17 protein-coding genes and 1 tRNA gene are annotated in these 19321 nt (G+C 68.3%); 15 read left to right on the top strand and 3 right to left on the bottom strand.

The window, feature by feature from the left end:
- Positions 1 to 97 precede the first annotated feature (97 nt).
- On the bottom strand, positions 98 to 307 hold the full coding sequence (locus H9L41_RS22365) for a hypothetical protein (protein ID WP_157462099.1): 210 nt from the start codon (positions 305 to 307) through the stop codon (positions 98 to 100).
- A 164-nt stretch (positions 308 to 471) separates the two neighbouring features.
- Between H9L41_RS22365 and H9L41_RS22360 the strand changes: the two genes are divergently transcribed.
- The 7 genes from H9L41_RS22360 (at position 472) to gabD (ending at position 9267) form a co-directional block, all read left to right on the top strand.
- On the top strand, positions 472 to 1623 hold the full coding sequence (locus tag H9L41_RS22360; RefSeq protein WP_028447572.1) for an ABC transporter substrate-binding protein: 1152 nt from the start codon (positions 472 to 474) through the stop codon (positions 1621 to 1623).
- Positions 1624 to 1891: 268 nt separating this feature from the next.
- On the top strand, positions 1892 to 2914 hold the full coding sequence (locus H9L41_RS22355) for an ABC transporter ATP-binding protein (protein WP_028447573.1): 1023 nt from the start codon (positions 1892 to 1894) through the stop codon (positions 2912 to 2914).
- A complete protein-coding gene (locus H9L41_RS22350) occupies positions 2911 to 3891 on the top strand; it encodes an ABC transporter permease (RefSeq protein ID WP_169730228.1) in 981 nt (326 codons plus the stop codon). The genes H9L41_RS22355 and H9L41_RS22350 overlap by 4 nt, the downstream gene beginning before the upstream one ends.
- On the top strand, positions 3881 to 4690 hold the full coding sequence (locus H9L41_RS22345) for an ABC transporter permease (RefSeq protein WP_028447575.1): 810 nt from the start codon (positions 3881 to 3883) through the stop codon (positions 4688 to 4690). Before H9L41_RS22350 ends, H9L41_RS22345 begins: the two co-directional genes overlap by 11 nt.
- 132 nt (positions 4691 to 4822) lie before the next feature.
- The gene (locus H9L41_RS22340) at positions 4823 to 6247 is read left to right on the top strand and encodes a gamma-aminobutyraldehyde dehydrogenase (RefSeq protein ID WP_028447576.1); all 1425 of its coding nucleotides are present in this window, start codon (positions 4823 to 4825) and stop codon (positions 6245 to 6247) included.
- A gap of 200 nt (positions 6248 to 6447) precedes the next feature.
- Positions 6448 to 7716, top strand: a complete 1269-nt coding sequence (locus H9L41_RS22335) for a 4-aminobutyrate--2-oxoglutarate transaminase (protein WP_028447577.1) — start codon at positions 6448 to 6450, stop codon at positions 7714 to 7716.
- Between the two features lie 99 nt (positions 7717 to 7815).
- Positions 7816 to 9267, top strand: a complete 1452-nt coding sequence (gene gabD, locus H9L41_RS22330) for an NADP-dependent succinate-semialdehyde dehydrogenase (protein ID WP_028447578.1) — start codon at positions 7816 to 7818, stop codon at positions 9265 to 9267.
- A gap of 190 nt (positions 9268 to 9457) precedes the next feature.
- Here the strand turns inward: gabD and H9L41_RS22325 are convergent.
- Together H9L41_RS22325 and H9L41_RS22320 are read right to left on the bottom strand one after the other, a co-directional pair.
- Positions 9458 to 9534: transfer RNA gene (locus H9L41_RS22325), tRNA-Pro, on the bottom strand.
- Positions 9535 to 9605: 71 nt separating this feature from the next.
- A complete protein-coding gene (locus tag H9L41_RS22320) occupies positions 9606 to 10574 on the bottom strand; it encodes a polyprenyl synthetase family protein (RefSeq protein WP_028447579.1) in 969 nt (322 codons plus the stop codon).
- A 225-nt stretch (positions 10575 to 10799) separates the two neighbouring features.
- On the opposite strand from H9L41_RS22320, the gene rplU reads away from it, so the two are divergent.
- From rplU to H9L41_RS22280, 8 genes are all read left to right on the top strand, one after another.
- Positions 10800 to 11111 carry a 50S ribosomal protein L21 gene (rplU, locus tag H9L41_RS22315; RefSeq protein WP_028447580.1) on the top strand — a complete coding sequence of 104 codons (312 nt, stop codon included), beginning with the start codon at positions 10800 to 10802 and terminating at the stop codon, positions 11109 to 11111.
- Positions 11112 to 11127: 16 nt separating this feature from the next.
- Positions 11128 to 11400: a 50S ribosomal protein L27 gene (gene rpmA / locus H9L41_RS22310; RefSeq protein ID WP_028447581.1), complete on the top strand. Its 273-nt coding sequence runs from the start codon at positions 11128 to 11130 to the stop codon at positions 11398 to 11400.
- Positions 11401 to 11541: 141 nt separating this feature from the next.
- Positions 11542 to 12666: a GTPase ObgE gene (gene obgE / locus H9L41_RS22305; RefSeq protein WP_028447582.1), complete on the top strand. Its 1125-nt coding sequence runs from the start codon at positions 11542 to 11544 to the stop codon at positions 12664 to 12666.
- 46 nt (positions 12667 to 12712) lie between these two features.
- Positions 12713 to 13966, top strand: a complete 1254-nt coding sequence (locus tag H9L41_RS22300) for a hypothetical protein (RefSeq protein WP_028447583.1) — start codon at positions 12713 to 12715, stop codon at positions 13964 to 13966.
- Positions 13967 to 14061: 95 nt separating this feature from the next.
- Positions 14062 to 14712, top strand: a complete 651-nt coding sequence (locus H9L41_RS22295) for a hypothetical protein (RefSeq protein ID WP_051319311.1) — start codon at positions 14062 to 14064, stop codon at positions 14710 to 14712.
- Between the two features lie 43 nt (positions 14713 to 14755).
- A complete protein-coding gene (locus H9L41_RS22290; RefSeq protein WP_028447584.1) occupies positions 14756 to 17569 on the top strand; it encodes an AAA family ATPase in 2814 nt (937 codons plus the stop codon).
- A gap of 74 nt (positions 17570 to 17643) precedes the next feature.
- Positions 17644 to 18000: an MmcQ/YjbR family DNA-binding protein gene (locus H9L41_RS22285; protein ID WP_028447585.1), complete on the top strand. Its 357-nt coding sequence runs from the start codon at positions 17644 to 17646 to the stop codon at positions 17998 to 18000.
- 19 nt (positions 18001 to 18019) lie between these two features.
- On the top strand, positions 18020 to 19174 hold the full coding sequence (locus H9L41_RS22280; protein ID WP_028447586.1) for a THUMP domain-containing class I SAM-dependent RNA methyltransferase: 1155 nt from the start codon (positions 18020 to 18022) through the stop codon (positions 19172 to 19174).
- The last annotated feature ends 147 nt before the right edge of the window (positions 19175 to 19321 follow it).

The raw sequence follows: 19321 nt of genomic DNA, 5'->3' as shown, positions 1-19321 counted from the left end.
GGCATGCCGCCGGATGTCCGGCCTGGCGGACAGTGACGGATTGCAACGGTCCGGCGCGCAATCCGGGCCGGGCGGCATTGCGCGCCGCCTTCCTGGGTCATCGGTTTTCCAGATAAAGCAGCGGGACTGATCGGATCGGCCGAAATGACGTGTGCGGCGGCGTCGGCCCATCGGTTTTGCCGAATTCCGCCGCGGCCGCCTCGATACGGCGATGCACGCGCCGCAGCAATCGGCTGGAAGCCAGGCAAATAGCCATCTGCAAGCGATCGGGCCGGCCGATCGGCGCGCAGCTGCTGCACTGCGGCATGGCCATATCCAGGGTTGAGCGACTCGGCGGAGGCCTGGGCCGCCATCGGCTATCTGTTTTCCAGATGGATCGTATCTCCCTCCTGCGCTGGATTCGCCCTCCGGCAGGCGCTCAGAATCGGCGCAGTTCCGATCCCGCCGCAGTTCCGAACCGAGGAGAACACGATGCATACGCGATACACCCATGGAGTGGCGCTGGCCGTGACTGCCGCGCTCTCCGTCGCCGGCCTGGCCGCGCCGCTGCAGAGCCTGGGCAAGCCCGAGGGCAAGCTCAACATCATCGCCTGGCCCGGCTACATCGAGCGCGGCGAGAGCGACAAGAACTACGACTGGGTCACCGCCTTCGAGAAGGACAGCGGCTGCAAGGTCAACGTCAAGACCGCCGCCACCTCGGACGAAATGGTCAGCCTGATGAACCAGGGCGGCTACGACCTGGTGACCGCCTCGGGCGACGCCTCGCTGCGGCTGATCTACGGCAAGAAGGTGCAGGAGGTGAACCTCAAGCTGGTGCCGTCCTACGGCCAGGTCGACCCGCGGCTGCAGAACGCCGCTTGGCATACCGTCGACGGCAAGCACTATGGCGTACCCTACCAGTGGGGCGCCAACTTCCTGGCCTACAACACCAAGATCTTCCCCAAGGCGCCCGACAGCTGGGGCGTGGTGTTCGAGCCGCAGAACCTGCCCGACGGCAAATCCAACAAGGGCCGGGTGCAGGCCTACGACGGCGCCATCTACATCGCCGATGCGGCGCTCTACCTGATGCAGAAGAACCCGGCGCTCGGCATCAAGGACCCATACGAACTCAACGAGAAGCAGTACGCCGAAGTGCTCAAGCTGCTGCGCCAGCAGAAGACCCTGGCCCACCGCTACTGGCACGACGTGACGGTGCAGATGAACGACTTCAAGAACGAGGGCGTCGCCGCCTCGTCGGCCTGGGGCTACCAGATCAATGCGCTGCAGGCCGAGAAATTCCCGATCGAGGGCGTGATCCCGAAGGAGGGCGCCACCGGCTGGGCCGACACCACCATGCTGCACGCCGATGCCAAGAACCCGGTCTGCGCCTACAAGTGGATGGAGCACTCGCTCAACCGCAAGCTGCAGTCGGCGCTGGCCGAATGGTTCGGCTCCAATCCGGCGGTGGCGGCCGCCTGCCAGGACAAGGCGCCCGGCGGCAGCGACTTCTGCGCCTCGAACGGCTTCGGCCGCATGACCCAGATCCGCTTCTGGAAGACGCCGCAGGCCAAGTGCGGCCAGGGCAGCTGCGTGCCGTACAGCCGCTGGACGCAGGACTATATCGCCATCATGGGCGGCCGCTGAGGCCGCGGGCGGCGCCCGCCGCGGCGCGGTCCCGCCTCTCCCCGGGGCGGGACGCGCGGCGCGGCAGGGACGCCGGACGGGTGAGTGGCCCGTCCGCCGTGCGTGTGGGGGCATGCGCGGCGTCGCGCCGACAGCAATCGGCGGATCGCGCGACGCGGTCCGTCTTCGGGCCTGGCCGGTTCGGCACGACGCCGGCCGGGCACTTTCTTCCCGTCGTCCGACGGGCCGTTTCCACGCCGCCCATCGCGCGGCGTACCGGGATGCCGCCATGACCGCAGCCGTCGAATTCAGCCACGTCAGCCGCCATTACGAGCGCGTCCGCGCCGTCGACGACGTCAGCGTCGAGATCGCCGACGGCGAATTCTTCGCCATGCTCGGCCCGTCGGGCTCGGGCAAGACCACCTGCCTCAGGCTGATCGCCGGCTTCGAGCAGCCGAGCGCCGGCTCGATCCGCATCCACGGCCGCGAGGCGGCCGGCCTGCCGCCCTACCGGCGCGACGTCAACACCGTGTTCCAGGACTACGCGCTGTTCCCGCACATGAACGTGCGCGACAACGTCGCCTACGGCCTGATGGTGAAGGGCGTGGCTCGCGCGGAGCGCCGGCGCCGCGCCGAGGAGCTGCTGGCGCTGGTCAAGCTGGCCGACTACGGCGAGCGCAAGCCGGCCGCGCTGTCGGGCGGCCAGCGCCAGCGGGTGGCGCTGGCGCGCGCGCTGATCAACCAGCCGCGCGTGCTGTTGCTCGACGAGCCGCTCGGCGCGCTCGACCTCAAGCTGCGCGAGGCGATGCAGGTCGAGCTCAAGGCGCTGCAGAAGCAGCTCGGCATCACCTTCGTCTATGTCACCCACGACCAGGGCGAGGCGCTGTCGATGGCCGACCGGGTGGCGGTGTTCAACCGCGGCCGCATCGAGCAGGTCGACAGCCCGCAGCGGCTCTATACCCGGCCGCGCACGCCCTTCGTGGCCGATTTCGTCGGCACCGCCAACGTGGTCGACGGCCTGCTGGCCCAGCGGCTGACCGGCCGCGCCGAGCCGTTCGCGATCCGGCCCGAGCACATCCGCTTCCTGGCCGACGAGCCGGGCGGCGACGGCCCAAGGCTGACCGGCCGGCTGGTCGACATCCAATACCACGGCGCCACCAGCCGTTTCGAGGTCGAGGTCGACGACGGCCGCCTGCTGGCGCTGACGCGCGCCAACGTCGACGGCGCCGGCGAGCCGCTGCCGGCGGTCGGCAGCGCGGTCGTGCTCGGCTGGCCGGCGGCCGCCATGGTCTGGCTGGACGCCCGCGCATGAGCGCCGCCTCCAGCCTGCCGGCCCAGGGCGCGGCCATGGCGGCCGCGAGCGGCTGGCGCCGCCGCCTGGCCGATCTGCTCTACCGCCGCAGCACGCTGGCACTGTTGCTGCTGCTGGTCCCGCCGCTGCTGTGGTTCGGCGTGGTCTACCTCGGCTCGCTGCTGGCGTTGCTGCTGCAGTCCGGCTACACCTTCGACGACTTCACCATGGCGGTGACGCCGGACTGGACGCTCGACAACTTCCGCGCGCTGCTCGACCCGCGCCACCCGCTGTTCGACGCCAACATCGACATCGTGCTGCGCACGCTGGCGATGGCCTGCGCGGTCACCGTGGCCGGCGCGGTGATCGCCTTCCCGATCGCCTACTACATGGCGCGCTATGCGCGCGGCGCCTGGAAGGGTTTCTTCTACGTGGCGGTGATGCTGCCGATGTGGGCCAGCTACATCGTCAAGGCCTATGCCTGGACCGTGATCCTGGCGCGCGGCGGCATCGTCTACTGGTGCGTCGATACGCTGGGCCTCGACGGCGTGCTCGAGGCGGTGCTGGCGCTGCCGCTGGTCGGCGGCACCTCGCTGTCGACCAGCCACCTGGGCCGCTTCCTGGTGTTCACCTACATCTGGCTGCCGTTCATGATCCTGCCGATCCAGGCCGCGCTCGAACGCGTGCCTGCCAGCCTCCTGCAGGCCTCGGCCGATCTCGGCGCCACGCCGGCGCAGACCTTCCGCACCGTCATCCTGCCGCTGGCCTTCCCCGGGGTGGTGGCCGGCTCGATCTTCACCTTCAGCCTCACGCTGGGCGACTACATCATCCCCAGCCTGGTCGGGCCGAGCGGCTACTTCATCGGCAACATGGTCTACACCATGCAGGGCTCGATCGGGAACATCCCGATGGCGGCCGCCTTCACCGTGGTGCCCATCGTGATCATCGGCCTCTACCTGACCGCCGCGCGCAAACTGGGAGCCTTCGATGCACTCTGATCCGCGCGCGCCGTGGTGGCTGCGCCTCATGGCCTGGGGCGGCCTCGCCTTCCTGCATTTCCCGCTGCTGGTGGTGCTGGCCTACGCCTTCAACACCGAGGAATCGGCCTTCAGCTTCCCCTTGCAGGGTTTCACGCTGCGCTGGTTCGCCGAGGCCTTCGGCCGCGACGACGTGCTCGCCGCGATCTGGCTCAGCGTCAAGGTCGCCGGCGCGGCCACGCTGCTGGCGCTGCTGCTGGGCAGCATGGCGGCCGCCGCGCTGTACCGCCGCAACTTCCTCGGCAAGGACGCGATCACGCTGATGCTGGTGCTGCCGATCGCGCTGCCCGGCATCGTCACCGGCATCGCGCTGCTGTCGACCTTCCGGCTGGCCGAGGTCGAACCGTCGTTCTGGACCATCGTGATCGGCCACGCCACCTTCTGCATGGTGGTGGTCTACAACAACGTCGTCGCGCGCTTCCGCCGCACCGCCTACAACCTGGTCGAGGCCTCGATGGACCTCGGCGCCGACGCCTTCCAGACCTTCCGCCACGTGGTGCTGCCGCAGATCGCCACCGCGCTGCTGGCCGGCGGCATCCTGGCCTTCGCGCTCAGCTTCGACGAGATCATCGTCACCACCTTCACCGCCGGCCACGAACGCACGCTGCCGATCTGGCTGCTCAACCAGCTCGGCCGGCCGCGCGACGTGCCGGTCACCAACGTGGTGGCGATGGTGGTGATGCTCATGACCATGCTGCCGATCGTGCTGGCCTGGAAGCTGACCCAGGGCACGGAAACGGTGGCGGGCAGCGGAAAGTAATGCGGTGAGGTGTGGGGTGCGAGGGGGAGGTGTACGCGTGGCAGCGGCGGTGGAGCGAGACCTGCCGTGCCCGCGTGGACCTTTACCCCTCACCCCTCACGCCTCACTCCTCACACCAGAAGGAGAACGACGATGCATACCCAACTGCTCATCAACGGCCAGTTCGTCGCCGGCCAGGGCGAGGTCGAGGACGTGCTCAACCCGGCCACCGGCGAGGTGATCGCGCGCGTCGCCGAGGCCAGTCTCGACCAGGTGCAGGCCGCGGTGGCCGCCGCCGAGGCCGCCTTCGACGGCTGGGCCCGGACCACGCCGCGCGACCGCGCCACGCTGCTGCTGCGGCTCGGCGACGCGATCGAGGCGCGCGCTACCGAATTCGCCCGCATCGAATCGCTGAACTGCGGCAAGCCCTACCTGTTCGCGCTCAACGACGAGATCCCGGCGGTGGCCGACGTGTTCCGCTTCTTCGCCGGCGCCGTGCGCAGCCAGCAGGGCGCGCTGGCCGGCGAATACCTGCCCGGCCACACCAGCCTGATCCGGCGCGATCCGCTCGGCGTGGTCGCCAGCATCGCGCCGTGGAACTACCCCTTGATGATGGCGGCCTGGAAGATCGCGCCGGCCATCGCCGCCGGCAACACGGTGGTGATCAAGCCGAGCGAGCAGACGCCGCTGTCGACGCTGAAGCTGGCCGAGCTCTTGGCCGACATCCTGCCGGCCGGCGTGGTCAACGTGGTGTGCGGCCGCGGCGACAGCGTCGGCTCGCCGCTGATCTCGCAGCCGCAGGTGCGGATGATCTCGCTGACCGGCGACGTCTCGACCGGCCAGAAGATCCTCGAGACCGCCTCCAAGTCGCTCAAGCGCACCCACCTCGAACTCGGCGGCAAGGCGCCGGTGATCGTGTTCGACGACGCCGACGTCGACGAGGTGGTGGCCGGCATACGTACCTTCGGCTACTACAACGCCGGCCAGGACTGCACCGCGGCCTGCCGCGTCTACGCCGGCGCCAAGGTCTACGACAGGCTGGTGGCCGACCTGTCGGCGGCGGTCTCGACCATCCGCTTCGGCGACCAGCATCTCGAAGGCGTCGAGATGGGCCCGCTGATCTCGGAACGCCAGCGCAACCGCGTCGCCAGCTTCGTCGAGCGCGCCGCGGCGCAGTCGCATATCGAGGTCACCGCCGGCGGCAAGCTCGGCGGCGGCCGCGGCTTCTTCTACGAGCCGACGGTGATCGCCGGCGCGCGCCAGGACGACGAGATCGTGCGGCGCGAGGTGTTCGGCCCGGTGGTGTCGGTGACGCGCTTCGACGACGCCGCCGAGGCGGTGCGCTGGGCCAACGACTCGGACTACGGCCTGGCCTCCTCGGTCTGGACCCGCGACGTCTCGCGCGCCATGCAGGTCGCGGCTCGGCTGCAGTACGGCTGCACCTGGATCAACACCCACTTCATGCTGGTCAGCGAGATGCCGCACGGCGGCATGAAGAAGTCGGGCTACGGCAAGGACATGTCGATGTATGCGCTGGAAGACTATTCCTGCGTGCGCCACGTGATGCTCAAGCACTGAGGCGACCGGGTGGGCCGCGCGTCGGCGCGGCCCCGCGGTGCGGAACGAAGGGCGGCGCGAGCCGCCCTTATCCATTTGGAATCAGTGGCTTGATGCTGCACTGCAGCGCGATGAATTTATTCATCGTGAGTGGTGAATTTATTCATCGCTTATGTTTAAATTCGCGCATTCCACCCCTGCCGCCCAAGAGGATTCCCGACATGTCCAGCAACGCCGATCTCCACGCCCGCCGTCTCGCCGCCACTCCGCGCGGGGTCGGCGTACTGGGCGACTTCTTCGTCGAACGGGCCGAAAACAGCCTGCTGTGGGATGCCGAAGGCCGCCGCTTCATCGACTTCGCCGCCGGCATCGCCGTGCTGAACACCGGCCACCGCCACCCCAAGATCACCGCCGCCGTCGCCGCCCAGCTCGATGCCTTCAGCCACACCTGCTACCAGGTGGTGCCCTACGAGGGCTACGTGAAGCTGGCCGAGACGCTGAACGGGATCGTCCCGATCGACGGCGCCAGGAAGACCGCCTTCTTCACCACCGGTGCCGAAGCGGTCGAGAACGCCATCAAGATCGCCCGCGCCGCCACCGGCCGCAGCGGTGTGATCGCCTTCTCGGGCGCCTTCCACGGCCGCACCATGATGGGCATGGCGCTGACCGGCAAGGTCAACCCCTACAAGCTCAACTTCGGCCCGATGCCGGCCGACGTCTACCACGCGCCGTACCCGATCCCGCTGCACGGCGTCAGCGTCGACGACTCGCTCAAGGCGCTGCAGACGCTGTTCAAGGCCGACATCGATCCCAAGCGCGTCGCGGCCATCATCCTCGAGCCGGTGCAGGGCGAGGGCGGCTTCTACGTCGCGCCGAAGGAATTCATGGCCGGCCTGCGCCGCATCTGCGACGAGCACGGCATCCTCTTGATCGCCGACGAGATCCAGACCGGCTTCGCCCGGACCGGCAAGACCTTCGCGATGGAACACTACGACGTGAAGCCCGATCTGATGACCATGGCCAAGAGCCTGGCCGGCGGCTTCCCGCTGTCCGCCGTCACCGGCCGCGCCGAGCTGATGGATGCGCCGGCGCCCGGCGGCCTCGGCGGCACCTACGCCGGCAGCCCGCTGGCGATCGCCGCCGCGCTGGCGGTACTCGAGGTGATCGAGGAAGAGAAGCTGAACGAACGCGCCGACCGCCTCGGCGCCGCGCTCAAGGAAAAGCTGAACAGCCTCAAGGGCGCCGTGCCGCAGATCGCCGACGTGCGCGGCCTGGGCTTCATGGTCGCGGTCGAGTTCAACAAGGCCGGCGGCGACGAACCCGATGCCGACTTCGCCAAGAAGGTGCAGGTCGAGGCGCTCAAGCGCGGCCTGATCCTGCTGACCTGCGGCGTCTACTCGAACGTGATCCGCTTCCTGGCGCCGCTGACCATCGACGACGCCACCTTCGCCGAAGCGCTCGACGTGCTGGAAGCCGCGCTGAAGGCCTGATTCCCGTATCGCCGCGAGGGGCGCGAGGGGCGCGGAGGGCTGGCCCTTCGCGCGCCTTGCGCCCTTGCCATTTCTAGATCGCTGGATGGAGAGACCGACATGAACCTGAAGGACCCCAGCCTGCTCAAGCAGCAGTGCTATATCGACGGCCAGTGGCTCGACGCCGACTCGGGCGAGACCATCGCCGTCAACAACCCGGCCACCGGCGAGATCATCGCCCGCGTGCCGAAGATGGGCGAAGCCGAGACGCGCCGCGCGATCGAAGCCGCCGAGCGCGCCTGGCCGGCCTGGAAGGCCAAGAGCGCCAAGGAGCGCTCGGCCGTGCTGCGCAAGCTCTACGACCTGATGATGGCCAACCAGGACGACCTGGCGACCATCCTGACCACCGAGCAGGGCAAGCCGCTGGCCGAGGCCAAGGGCGAGATCGCCTACGCCGCCGCCTTCTTCGAATGGTTCGCCGAGGAAGCCAAGCGCGTCTACGGCGAGACCATCCCCTCGCCGTGGGCCGACAAGCGGTTGCTGGCCATCAAGCAGCCGATCGGCGTCACTGCCGCGGTCACGCCGTGGAACTTCCCCTCGGCCATGATCACCCGCAAGGCCGGCCCGGCGCTGGCCGCCGGCTGCCCGATGGTGATCAAGCCGGCCAGCCAGACGCCGCTGTCGGCGCTGGCGATGGCCGAGCTGGCGCACCGTGCCGGCGTGCCGGCCGGCGTGTTCAGCGTCGTCACCGGTTCGGCCAAGGCGATCGGCGGCGAGCTGAGCGGCAATCCGATCGTGCGCAAGCTGAGCTTCACCGGCTCGACCGAGATCGGCCGCGAACTGATGGCGGCCTGCGCGCCGACCATCAAGAAGGTCTCGCTCGAACTGGGCGGCAACGCGCCCTTCATCGTGTTCGACGACGCCGACCTCGACGCCGCGGTCGAAGGCGCGATCGCCTCCAAATACCGCAACGCCGGCCAGACCTGCGTCTGCGCCAACCGGCTGTACGTGCAGGCCGGCGTCTACGACGCGTTCGCCGAGAAGCTCGCGGTGGCGGTCGGCAAGCTCAAGGTCGGCAACGGCATGGAGGCCGGCGTGACTCAGGGGCCGATGATCGACATGAAGGCGGTCGAGAAGGTCGAGGAGCACATCGCCGATGCGCTGGAGAAGGGCGGCAAGCTGGTGACCGGCGGCAAGCGTCATGCGCTGGGCCACAGCTTTTTCGAGCCGACCATCGTCAGCGGCGTGACCGCCGACATGAAGGTCGCGCGCGAGGAGACCTTCGGCCCGCTGGCGCCGCTGTTCAAGTTCGATACCGAGCAGGAAGCGATCGAGCGCGCCAACGACACCGAATTCGGCCTGGCTGCCTATTTCTACTCGAAGGATCTCGGCCGCGTGTTCCGTGTCGCCGAAGCGCTCGAATACGGCATGGTCGGCGCCAATGCCGGCCTGATCTCGACCGAAGTCGCCCCGTTCGGCGGCGTCAAGCAATCGGGCCTGGGCCGCGAAGGCTCGCGCCACGGCATCGAGGACTACCTGGAGATCAAGTATCTCTGCCTTGCAGGAATCTAAATTAGCGATTACTATGAACGTAATCGTGTTGTAACCGGACGCGAACCAGTTCCTCCTCCTCTTCCCGCTATTGGCGCAAGCCGGCGGGATTTTTTTTGCCCTCTTTCCGCGGAGAAGGGCGCGCATCCGAGGTGCGGAGAAACAGCCGGAAACGAAAAAGCCGATGCGTCTGCATCGGCTTTTTCATGTCTGGTCGGGGTGAGTGGATTCGAACCACCGGCCTCTACGTCCCGAACGTAGCGCTCTACCAGGCTAAGCTACACCCCGAAAGGAGCTGCGCATTATGGAGATTCACCGCCGAGCTGTAAACCCCCGCGTGCAAATTTGTTCAACTTGTTTCAATTGCTGCGGTTGACCGCGAATTCGGCCAGCGCATGGAGGGCGCGGGTCGAGTCGTTGTCGGGCAGGCCGGCCAGTGCTGCCAGCGCCTGCCGGGCTTCGCCGCGCGCGGCGGCCATCGCGGCCTCGAGCGCGCCGCTACCCTGCACGGCGGCCAGTACCGCGGCGAAATGGTCGCGCTGGGCGTGCACGATGGCCTCGCGCACCACCGCGGCCTGTTCGGCGGTGCCGAGGCGCATGGCGTGGATCAGCGGCAGCGTGCACTTGCCCTCGGCCAGGTCGTCGCCGAGGTTCTTGCCGATCTCGCCGGCGTCGCCCGAGTAGTCGAGCACGTCGTCGACGATCTGGAAGGCGGTGCCCAGGTGCATGCCGAAGCGCGCCATCGCGTCTTCGGTCGCGGCGTCGGACTTGGACAGCAGGGCGCCGAGGCGCGCGGCGGCCTCGAACAGCTTGGCGGTCTTGTAGCGGATCACCTTGAGGTAGTCGGCCTCGTCGAGCTCGGCGTCGCCGATGTTCATCAGCTGCAGCACCTCGCCCTCGGCGATCACGTTGGTCGCGTCGGCCAGCACCTGCATCACCCGCATGTCGTTCACGCCGACCATCATCTGGAAGGCGCGCGAGTAGAGGAAGTCGCCGACCAGCACGCTGGCGGCATTGCCGAACATCGCGTTGGCGGTGTCGCGGCCGCGGCGCAGGCTCGATTCGTCGACCACGTCGTCGTGCAGCAGGGTGGCCGTGTGGATGAACTCGACCACGGCGGCCAGCTCGCGGTGATGCTCGCCGCGGTAGCCGAGCGCGCCGGCCGACAGCAGCACCAGCACCGGGCGCAGCCGCTTGCCGCCCGAGGAGATGATGTATTCGGCCACCTGGCGCACCAGCGCGACCTCGGAATGCAGGCGCTCGCGGATCAATTGATCGACCGCCTGCATGTCGGCGGCGATGACGGATTTGACGAATTCGATGGACACGTTGCGGGATCGGCTGGCGAGTTTGATAAACCGCGCGATTATAGCCGAGCGGCGCGCCGGCCGCGGTCGGCTACGTTGCACTGCACGATCGCAGCCGGGGCCAAGGCCCGCAGGCAGCCGTCCGGGCTGGCCGATATGGCTGAAATATTGACCAAATTCAGCGACTTCCGTATAGTGCGCGGCTCCCTACGCGTCGCGCGTGGGGATTTATCAGGAGCTCAGTCTATGTACGCGGTCGTAAAAACCGGGGGCAAGCAGTACAAAGTTGCCGTCGGCGAAAAACTCAAAGTAGAACAGATTGCCGCCGACATCGACGCCCAAATCGTGCTTGAAGAAGTACTGATGGTGGTGGACGGTGAAGCGGTTACCATTGGCACCCCGGTCGTGGCTGGCGCCAAGATCGAGGCAACCGTGGTTGCGCATGGTCGTGGCGAGAAGGTCCGCATCTTCAAGATGCGCCGCCGCAAGCACTACCAGAAGCGCCAGGGCCATCGCCAGAATTTCACCGAAATTCGCATCGACGCCATCGTCAAGTAAGCAAGGAGTCTGAAACATGGCACACAAAAAAGCAGGCGGTAGCTCGCGCAACGGCCGCGACTCCGAGTCGAAGCGACTTGGCACCAAGGTTTACGGCGGCGAGCTGATCCCGGCCGGTTCGATCATCATCCGTCAGCGCGGCACCCGCTTCCACGCTGGCGACAACGTGGGCATGGGCAAGGATCACACCCTGTACGCGAAGGTCGACGGCTACGTGAAGTTCGTGGTCAAGGGCGCGCTCAAGCGCAAGACCGTGGTGGTCGAGCCCTACACCGGCGCCGAGGCCTGAGCCTCGCCCGGTCAAGCGGGACGCCGGTCGCAGGGCGTTTCGCTTAAAATCGAAGCCCTATCTCGCAGATAGGGCTTTTTCGTTTCCGCGCAGGCCGGCCCGGCCCGCGGTCATGCTGATCAAGACAGGACACGCCTACCCATGAAATTCATCGACGAAGCCCGCATCGAAGTGATCGGCGGCAGCGGCGGCAATGGTTCGGCCAGCATGCGCCGCGAGAAGTTCGTGCCGCGCGGCGGCCCCGACGGCGGCGATGGCGGCCGCGGCGGCAGCATCTGGGCAGTGGCCGACAAGGACATCAACACGCTGGTCGACTACCGCTTCGTGAAGCAGTACCGCGCCAAGCACGGCGAGAACGGCCGCGGCGCCGACTGCTACGGCAAGGGTGCCGACGACATCTACCTGCGCATGCCGGTCGGTACGGTGATCACCGATGCCGAATCCGGCGAACTGGTCGCCGACCTGACCCACGACGGCCAGCAGGCGCTGATCGCCAAGGGCGGCAAGGGCGGCCTGGGCAACCTGCATTTCAAGTCCTCCACCAACCGCGCGCCGCGCCAGTTCACCTACGGCGAGGAGGGCGAGCAGCGCGAGCTGCGGCTCGAGCTCAAGGTGCTGGCCGATGTCGGCCTGCTGGGCATGCCCAACGCCGGCAAGTCGACCTTCATCCGCGCGGTGTCGGCCGCCAAGCCCAAGGTGGCGGACTATCCGTTCACCACGCTGCATCCGAATCTCGGCGTGGTGCGCATCGACCACAACCGCAGCTTCGTGATCGCCGACATCCCCGGCCTGATCGAGGGCGCGGCCGAAGGCGCCGGCCTGGGCCACCGCTTCCTCAAGCACCTGGCGCGCACCGGCATCCTGCTGCACCTGGTCGACCTCGCCCCGTTCAACGAAGAGACCGACCCGGTGCGCGAGGCGCAGGCCATCGTCGAGGAGCTGCGCAAGTACGACGAGACGCTGTACCACAAGCCACGCTGGCTGGTGCTCAACAAGCTCGACATGGTGCCCGAGGACGAGCGCGGGGCGCGCGTCGAGGCCTTCCTCGAAGCCTTCGGCTGGCCGCGCGTCGAGATCGATCCGCTGGCGCCGTTCGACCCGGCCGTGCCGCGCGTCTTCACCATCTCGGGCCTCACCGGCGAAGGCACCCAGCAGCTGTGCTGGGCGGTGATGGACTACCTCGAGGCGACCCGCCCGCAGCGCGAAGAGGGCGCCCCGACCGAGGCCGAGGCGCTGCACGCGCCCTACGATCCGACCAAGTCCTGATGCGTCGCCGCGCCCGGCGGCTCCGCCGCCTCGCCTGATTCCGACCATGTCCGACGAACGCCTCGCCGATTTCTTCGCCAGCAATCTCAACCCGCTCGACCTGCCGCCGCTGGCCGAGCTGCTGCGCGCGCGCAACCTGCTGGCCGCCTTCATCACGCTGTTCCACGGCAACGAGGAACAGGTGCTGGTGCGGCTGCTGGTGCTGCGCGAGATCGGCGCGCGCGGCCACGAGCCGCGCTGGTCGCCGCAGCAGTTGCAGGCCCACTTCGCCTATGTGAACCCGATCAAGCTGGAGACGGTGCTGACCCGGCTGCGCCAGAACGAGCTGTTGCTGTGGGACGCCGACGACGGCCTCTACCGCATCGCCGAGACCGGCCGGGTCGCGCTGGCCGCCTTGTCGACGCTGCTGGCCTTCTCCGAGGAAGACGCCGAGCTCGGCTACCTGACCGCCCAGGCGGCCGGCCAGCAGCAGCTCGGCCAGGTCTCGAACGAGACGCTGCAGCACCTGCTGGCCCGGCTCAAGGAGCTGCACCGCTATTTCGAGGACGCGCTCGAATCGCAGTCCGAATACCAGATCAAGAAGGCGCAGGGCCGGCTCGAGGCGGTCTGGCGCTGGGTGCAGAAGGGTACTGCGCTGACCCACGAGCTGATGGCCGACGAGCAGTACGACCGCCGCACGCTCGACGCGGTGCAGTCGATCCACGACGTCCAGTCGCGGCTGCTGCGGCTCACCGGCGTGTTCCAGCGCCGGCTCAACCAGCTGCAGGCGCAGCGCGTCCACCTCGGCCAGTCGGGCCTCACTTCGAGCGATATCGCCGAATGGCTGCGCAGCGCGGCGCAGGGCGACCTGGCCGCGATGGCGGCCGGCATGCTGCGCTTCCCGCCGCAGCCGGCCTTCGTCACCGGCAACGAGATGCTCGACATCGCCGAATACGAGCTGATCGACCGCGAACGGCTGGCCGCCGGCTCGCTGGCGCTGCCCGACAAGCAGGTCGCGCCGGCGGTCGGCGCGGTCGAGGCCGAGCGGCTGTTCGAGGCCGAGGCGCTGCACGCCGTGCTGGCGCGCATCGAGGCGCCGGCCAGCCTGCGTGAGGCGGTGATCGCCGACAGCTATCGCGAGACCGCCTACCGGCTGTCGCTGCTGAGCCTGATCGGCGACAGCGAGGCCGAGGTCGAGCGCAGCGTGGTCGGCGACATCGTGCGCCTGCCGCTGGCGCTGGAGACCGACGGCGAAGTCGAGCAGATCGACCATCCCGAAGTGGCCAGCATCTCGCTCGGCCGGTTGCGCCCGCGCCGATGACGGCTGCGCGCGGCCGGATCGGGCCACGAATCTCGTCGACCCCGCGTCGACGCCGCCGCGGGCACGGCCCGCGGTCCAGAAGGACGAGTTAAGCCATGGACAACGCCCTTGCCATCCTCAGCGCGCGGCTGATCGCGCACCGCTTCATCCCGCGCAACGACCCGCTGGCGCGCCGCGCGTTGGTCGACGACGACTTCCGCGCCGCGCTCGACCACCGGCTGGCCGAGGTCGGCCTGGCGCTGCTGGAGAATCCCTATGCCGAATACCTGGCGGTGGGCCTGGCCGAGGAGATGCAGCCCTTCGTGTTCGGCGACGGCGACGCCTGGCTCAACAACAACATGAACCTGCCGCGCGACGCGGTGGCGCTGCTGGTGGTGCTGTGGGCGCAGATCATCCTGCCCAAGCGCGAGCGCCAGATCGCCCGCGCCGAGAAGGAGCGCGAAGGCCAGGCCGACATGTTCGGCGCAGAGAAGCCGCTGCTGCAGGGCGAAGAGGTGTCGGTCGGCATCCCCGAGGACGCGCTCTACGCCGACTACCGCGACAAGCTCGGCGGCAAGACCCGCATGAACGCCAACCTGGGCCAGCTGGCCCGGCTCGGCTTCATCGAGCGCCGCAACAAGATCATTCTCGAAGGTCCCTTGCTCGACCTGATGCTCGACTACGGCACGCTCGCCCCGCGCGTGATCGAGGGCGCGCTCGGCGAGGTGCTCAAGCGCCGCGCCGCCGAGCAGGCCGCCGCCGAATAACCGGCCCATCCGGGCAGGCCCGCGAGGGCCGAAAGAGTGCGCAATGTTCCAATTCCGTAAGCTCGAGATGCGCAACTGGGATTTCTGGCAAAGCATCGAAATCCCGCTCGACGCGCAGATCGTCACCATCGTCGGCCCCAACGGCTCGGGCAAGACCACCTTGCTCGACGCGCTGCGCACGCTGCTGTGCCTGCGCTGCTCGGGCCGGCGCGACTACAAGCGCTACGTGCGCAACAGCACCGAGCCGGTCGCCTGGCTGCGCGGCGTGGTCGACAACCCGCGCCGCGAGGGCGGCGGCCTGTTCCCCTATCCTTTCTTCCCGATCACCGCCGACAAGGTCACGCTGTTCTGCCGCGTGAAGAAGCAGGGCGGCGATTGGGCGCGCCACTACGCGATCGCCGAGGGCGAGATCGAGCTCGAGGCCGGCACCGAGGAGCAGCTGCGCTGGCTCGGCGTCAACGACTACAAGCTGGCACTGGAGCAGGCCGGCCTGACCCGCGCGATCGCCGAGGTGCTGGCGCTCGAGCAGGGCGATACCGACAAGCTGTGCGAATACAGCCCCAAGGCGCTGCTCGACCTGGTGTTCCAGGTGTTCGGCGACAAGCAGGTGCTCGACAACTACCAGCAGGCCAAGACCGAGCAGCGCGAAGCCGAGGCCGAGCTGGTCGAGCTGGAGAACAGCCTGGCTGGCCTGGGCAACAAGGTCGAGCAGATGCGCGGCCGCGCCAACCGCTACCTCGAATGGCAGGAGCTGCAGCAGGAAGTGCAGCACCTCGAAAGCACGGTGCTGCCGGCGCTGCGCTATCTCGACGCCTGGGAATCGCTGCAGGGCTATCGCAGCCAGTACACCGGCGTGCGCCGCGCGCTGCGGGCGCGCCAGGACGAGCTGGCTGCCGCCGATGCCGAGTACTACCGGCTGCACGGCGCCACCGAGGCCGCGGTGCAGGCCGAGCAGACCGCCGATGCGCGCTACAAGGCGCTGTGGGAGCCATTCGAGCGGGTCAAGGCCGATGCGCGCGATGCCGACAAGGTGCTGGGCCAGCGCGACAAGCTCAAGGCTTTGGCCGAAGCCGAGTCGGGCGCCGACTCGATCGAGCTGGCCGACAAGGTCGGCCGGCTGCGCGCGGGCAAGGGTGAGCTCGACGCGCGCATCAAGGCCGCCAAGGACGAGCGCCAGCAGCTGTCCGAACTGCAGTTCGCGCTGCAGGGCGGTCGCCCGCCGGCCGAGCCCTTCGTGCGCCAGATGCGCGCCGCGCTCGACGAGGCCGGCATCGCCCACCAGTTGCTGACCGAGATCGTCGAAGTCCGCGACAACAGCTGGCAGGAAGCGGTCGAGGCGCTGCTGGCGCCGTATCGCCACATCATCCTGCTCAACCGCGAGGCCGACCGCGCCGACGCATTCCGCATCGGCCAGCGGCTGCAATATCGCCACTTCATCGTGCCCGAGCGCGAAGCCGCGCCGCGCGCGGTGCCGGGCTCGGTGCTCGAGGTGGTCGACTTCCGCGCCGACGCGCCGGGCTGGCTCACCCGCCAGCTCAACAACGTGCAACGGGTTAAGTCGGTCGAGGCCGGCGCCGGCGTGCAGGGCGACTGGATCACCCGCGACGGCTATCACAAGGAACGCCGCGGCGCGCGCTTCATCGGCGTCAACCCGCGCGACCATGCCTACGGCGAAGCGGCCCGGCTGTCGCGGCTGGAAGAGGTGACGCGCCGGCTGCGCGACCTGAACCAGCAGATCCTCGACAGCGAAAGCGAGTCGGTCGAGCAGGGCCGCCGCATCGCCAGCCTGCAGTTGCAGCTGGCCGGCATGGATGCGGTGCAGCAGCTGGCCGCGCGGCGCGACGAATTCGAGGCGGCCGAGCAGGTGCTGCCCGAGTTGCAGGCGCAGGCGCAGCGGCTCGGCGGCGAGCTGGCCGAACAGCAGGCCGCGCTCGACACGGCGCGCAAGACGGCGATGGATGGCCGGCTGGCCTTGCAGAAGGTAGAGATCGCCCGCGACGGCCTGGCTCGCCAGGTGCGCGAGCTGATGAGCCAGGTCGAGGCGCGCCAGGCCGAGCAGGCACGCCAGATCGAAGACGCGCGCGAGCTGCGCGCCGCCCTCGAATCGCAGGGCGTGGTCGCCACCGTGCTGCCCGAGCTCAAGCAGGAATGGGGCTCGATCCAGGCGGTGCGGCACGAGGCCGAGCGCCAGCGCCAGCGCATCGAGCATGGCGACTGGGAGCGCGACGCCAGCGTGCTGGAGTTGCGCGACAAGATCCAGCAGGACTACGACGCGCTGGCCGGCGAGACGGCGGCCCGTGCCCGCGAAGTGGCGCGCGCCCGCGAGCTGACCGAGGATGCGCGCGGCGCCTATATCGCCAAGCTGCGCGCCACGGTGCGCAGCTATGGCCAGAACGTGAAGCGGCTGGGCGAGCTGTCGGGCATCCATGTCGAGGTCGATATGCCGCATCTGGACAACGATGACGCGGTGCTGGCCAACGCCGGCCTGGTGGCGCGTTTCGACTTCGACCAGAAGGGCATGATGGGCCTGAACGACGGCGAGGCTTCGGGCGGCCAGCAGGTGATGAAGTCGCTGATCCTGCTGATCGGCCTGATGATGGACGAGAGCAATCCGTCGGGCTTCGTCTTCATCGACGAGCCGTTCGCCCACCTCGACGTACTCAACATCGACAAGGTCGGCGCCTTCCTCAAGGCGACCCAGGCGCAGTACCTGATCACTACGCCGCTGACCCACAATCTCAATGCCTTCGCGCCGAGCGAGCTGACCTTATGTACCTATAAGAAGCGGCCGAGCGAGCGCTGGGCGCCGATCATCACCCAGACCCGGCGCCGCACCGACGCCAGCCGGCCGCGCTGATCGCCTGCGGCGGAAAGGCTGAAAGCCGCTCCGCCGCGGCCTAACATGCTGCATCGACCCGACCAGGAGCACGCATGGACTACGCCGAGATCGAAGCCTTCTGCCTGGCCCTGCCCGGGGCGACGGCCGACGTGAAATGGCAGGTCGACCGGGTGTTCTCGGTCGGCGGCAAGATGTTCTGCGTGTTCTGCCTCGACCGCTCGGTCTCCACCGGCGTCTCGCTCAAGGCCGATCCGGCCCGCTTCCTTGAACTGACCGACCAGCCCGGCATTGCGCCGGCGCCCTATCTCGCACGCCACCACTGGGTGCGGCTCGAACATCCCGGCGTGGTCGCGGACGAAACCTTCGCCGCGCTGCTGACCGACTCCTACCGATTGGTGCGCGCCAAGCTGCCGAAGAAGCTGCGCGACAGCCTGCCCGCCCAACCCTGATCGCCCGACCGGATATCCCATGAAACAGCGTTTCCACTTTTTCGCCACCTGCCCGCGCGGCCTCGAAGCCGTCCTGTCCGACGAACTGCAGCAGCTGGGGGCGGAAGAGGTCGCGGCGACCGATGGCGGCGTCGCCTTCCGCGGCGACTGGGCGCTGATGATGACGGCCAACCTGCACAGCCGCATCGCCAGCCGCATCCTGTGGAGCCTGCTGGAAAAGCCCTATCGCAGCGAGGACGACATCTACCGCGCGGCGCGCGCGCTCGACTGGCCCGAGCTGTTCTCGGTCGAGCGCACCATCAAGGTGGCTGTCACCGGGATCGGCTGCAAGCTGCGCAGCCTCGATTTCGTCGCGCTCAAGGTCAAGGACGCGATCTGCGATGCCTTCCGTGCCGCTGTCGATGCTCGGCCGAGCGTGGACACGGTGGCGCCGGACATGCGCATCCACGTCTTCCTGACCGAGAAGATGCTGACCCTTTATCTCGATACCAGCGGCGACGCACTGTTCAAGCGCGGCTACCGGCGCGAGACCGGCGAGGCGCCGCTGCGCGAGAACTTGGCCGCCGGCATCCTGCGCCTGACCGGCTGGCAGCCCGGCGAGCCTTTGCTCGATCCGATGTGTGGCAGCGGCACCTTCCTGATCGAGGCGGCGCTGATTGCGCGCGGCATCGCACCGGGCGGCAAGCGTTCGTTCGCCTTCGAGCGCTATCCGCAGTTCGATGCGGATGCCTGGGCGCGGGTGAAGGAGGCGGCGCTGGCCAAGGAGCGTCCGGTCGAATCCATATCTATATATGGCAGCGACGACAATGCGGCGATGCTGAGCATCTGCCGTACCAACCTGGCGGCGGCCGGCGTGGCCGATTGCGTCGAGCTGAGCCGGGCCGATGCGCTCGAGCGCAGCGCGCCGGCCGAGCAGGGCGTGCTGGTCTGCAACCCGCCCTACGGCATCCGGCTCGAAGAACAGGAAAGCCTGGCGGTGCTCTACCCGCTGCTGGGCCACGCGCTCAAGCAGCGCTTCGCCGGCTGGCGCGCCTACTACTTCACCGGCGACCTGCGGCTGGCCAAGCTGATCCGGCTGGCGGCCAGCAAACGTACGGTGCTGTTCAACGGCGGGCTCGAGTGCCGGCTGTTCGAGTACCGGATGGTGGCGGGATCGAACCGAAAGCCGGCCTGAGGCCCGGCATTTCCATCTACATATATAGGTAAGCGCCGGATTTCGGTGGCTTGCCAAGCAAAAGGCCCCGCATCTGCGGGCCTTTTGCTTGGGACTGCAACGGGATGGCTGCGGCCCGGAAAATTCTTTTGCCGCCCGTTCCATTAT

The sequence above is a fragment of the Chitinimonas koreensis genome, from assembly GCF_014353015.1.
Classification (GTDB): Bacteria; Pseudomonadota; Gammaproteobacteria; order Burkholderiales; family Chitinimonadaceae; genus Chitinimonas; species Chitinimonas koreensis.
This window is presented reverse-complemented; position numbering and strand designations above follow the sequence as displayed.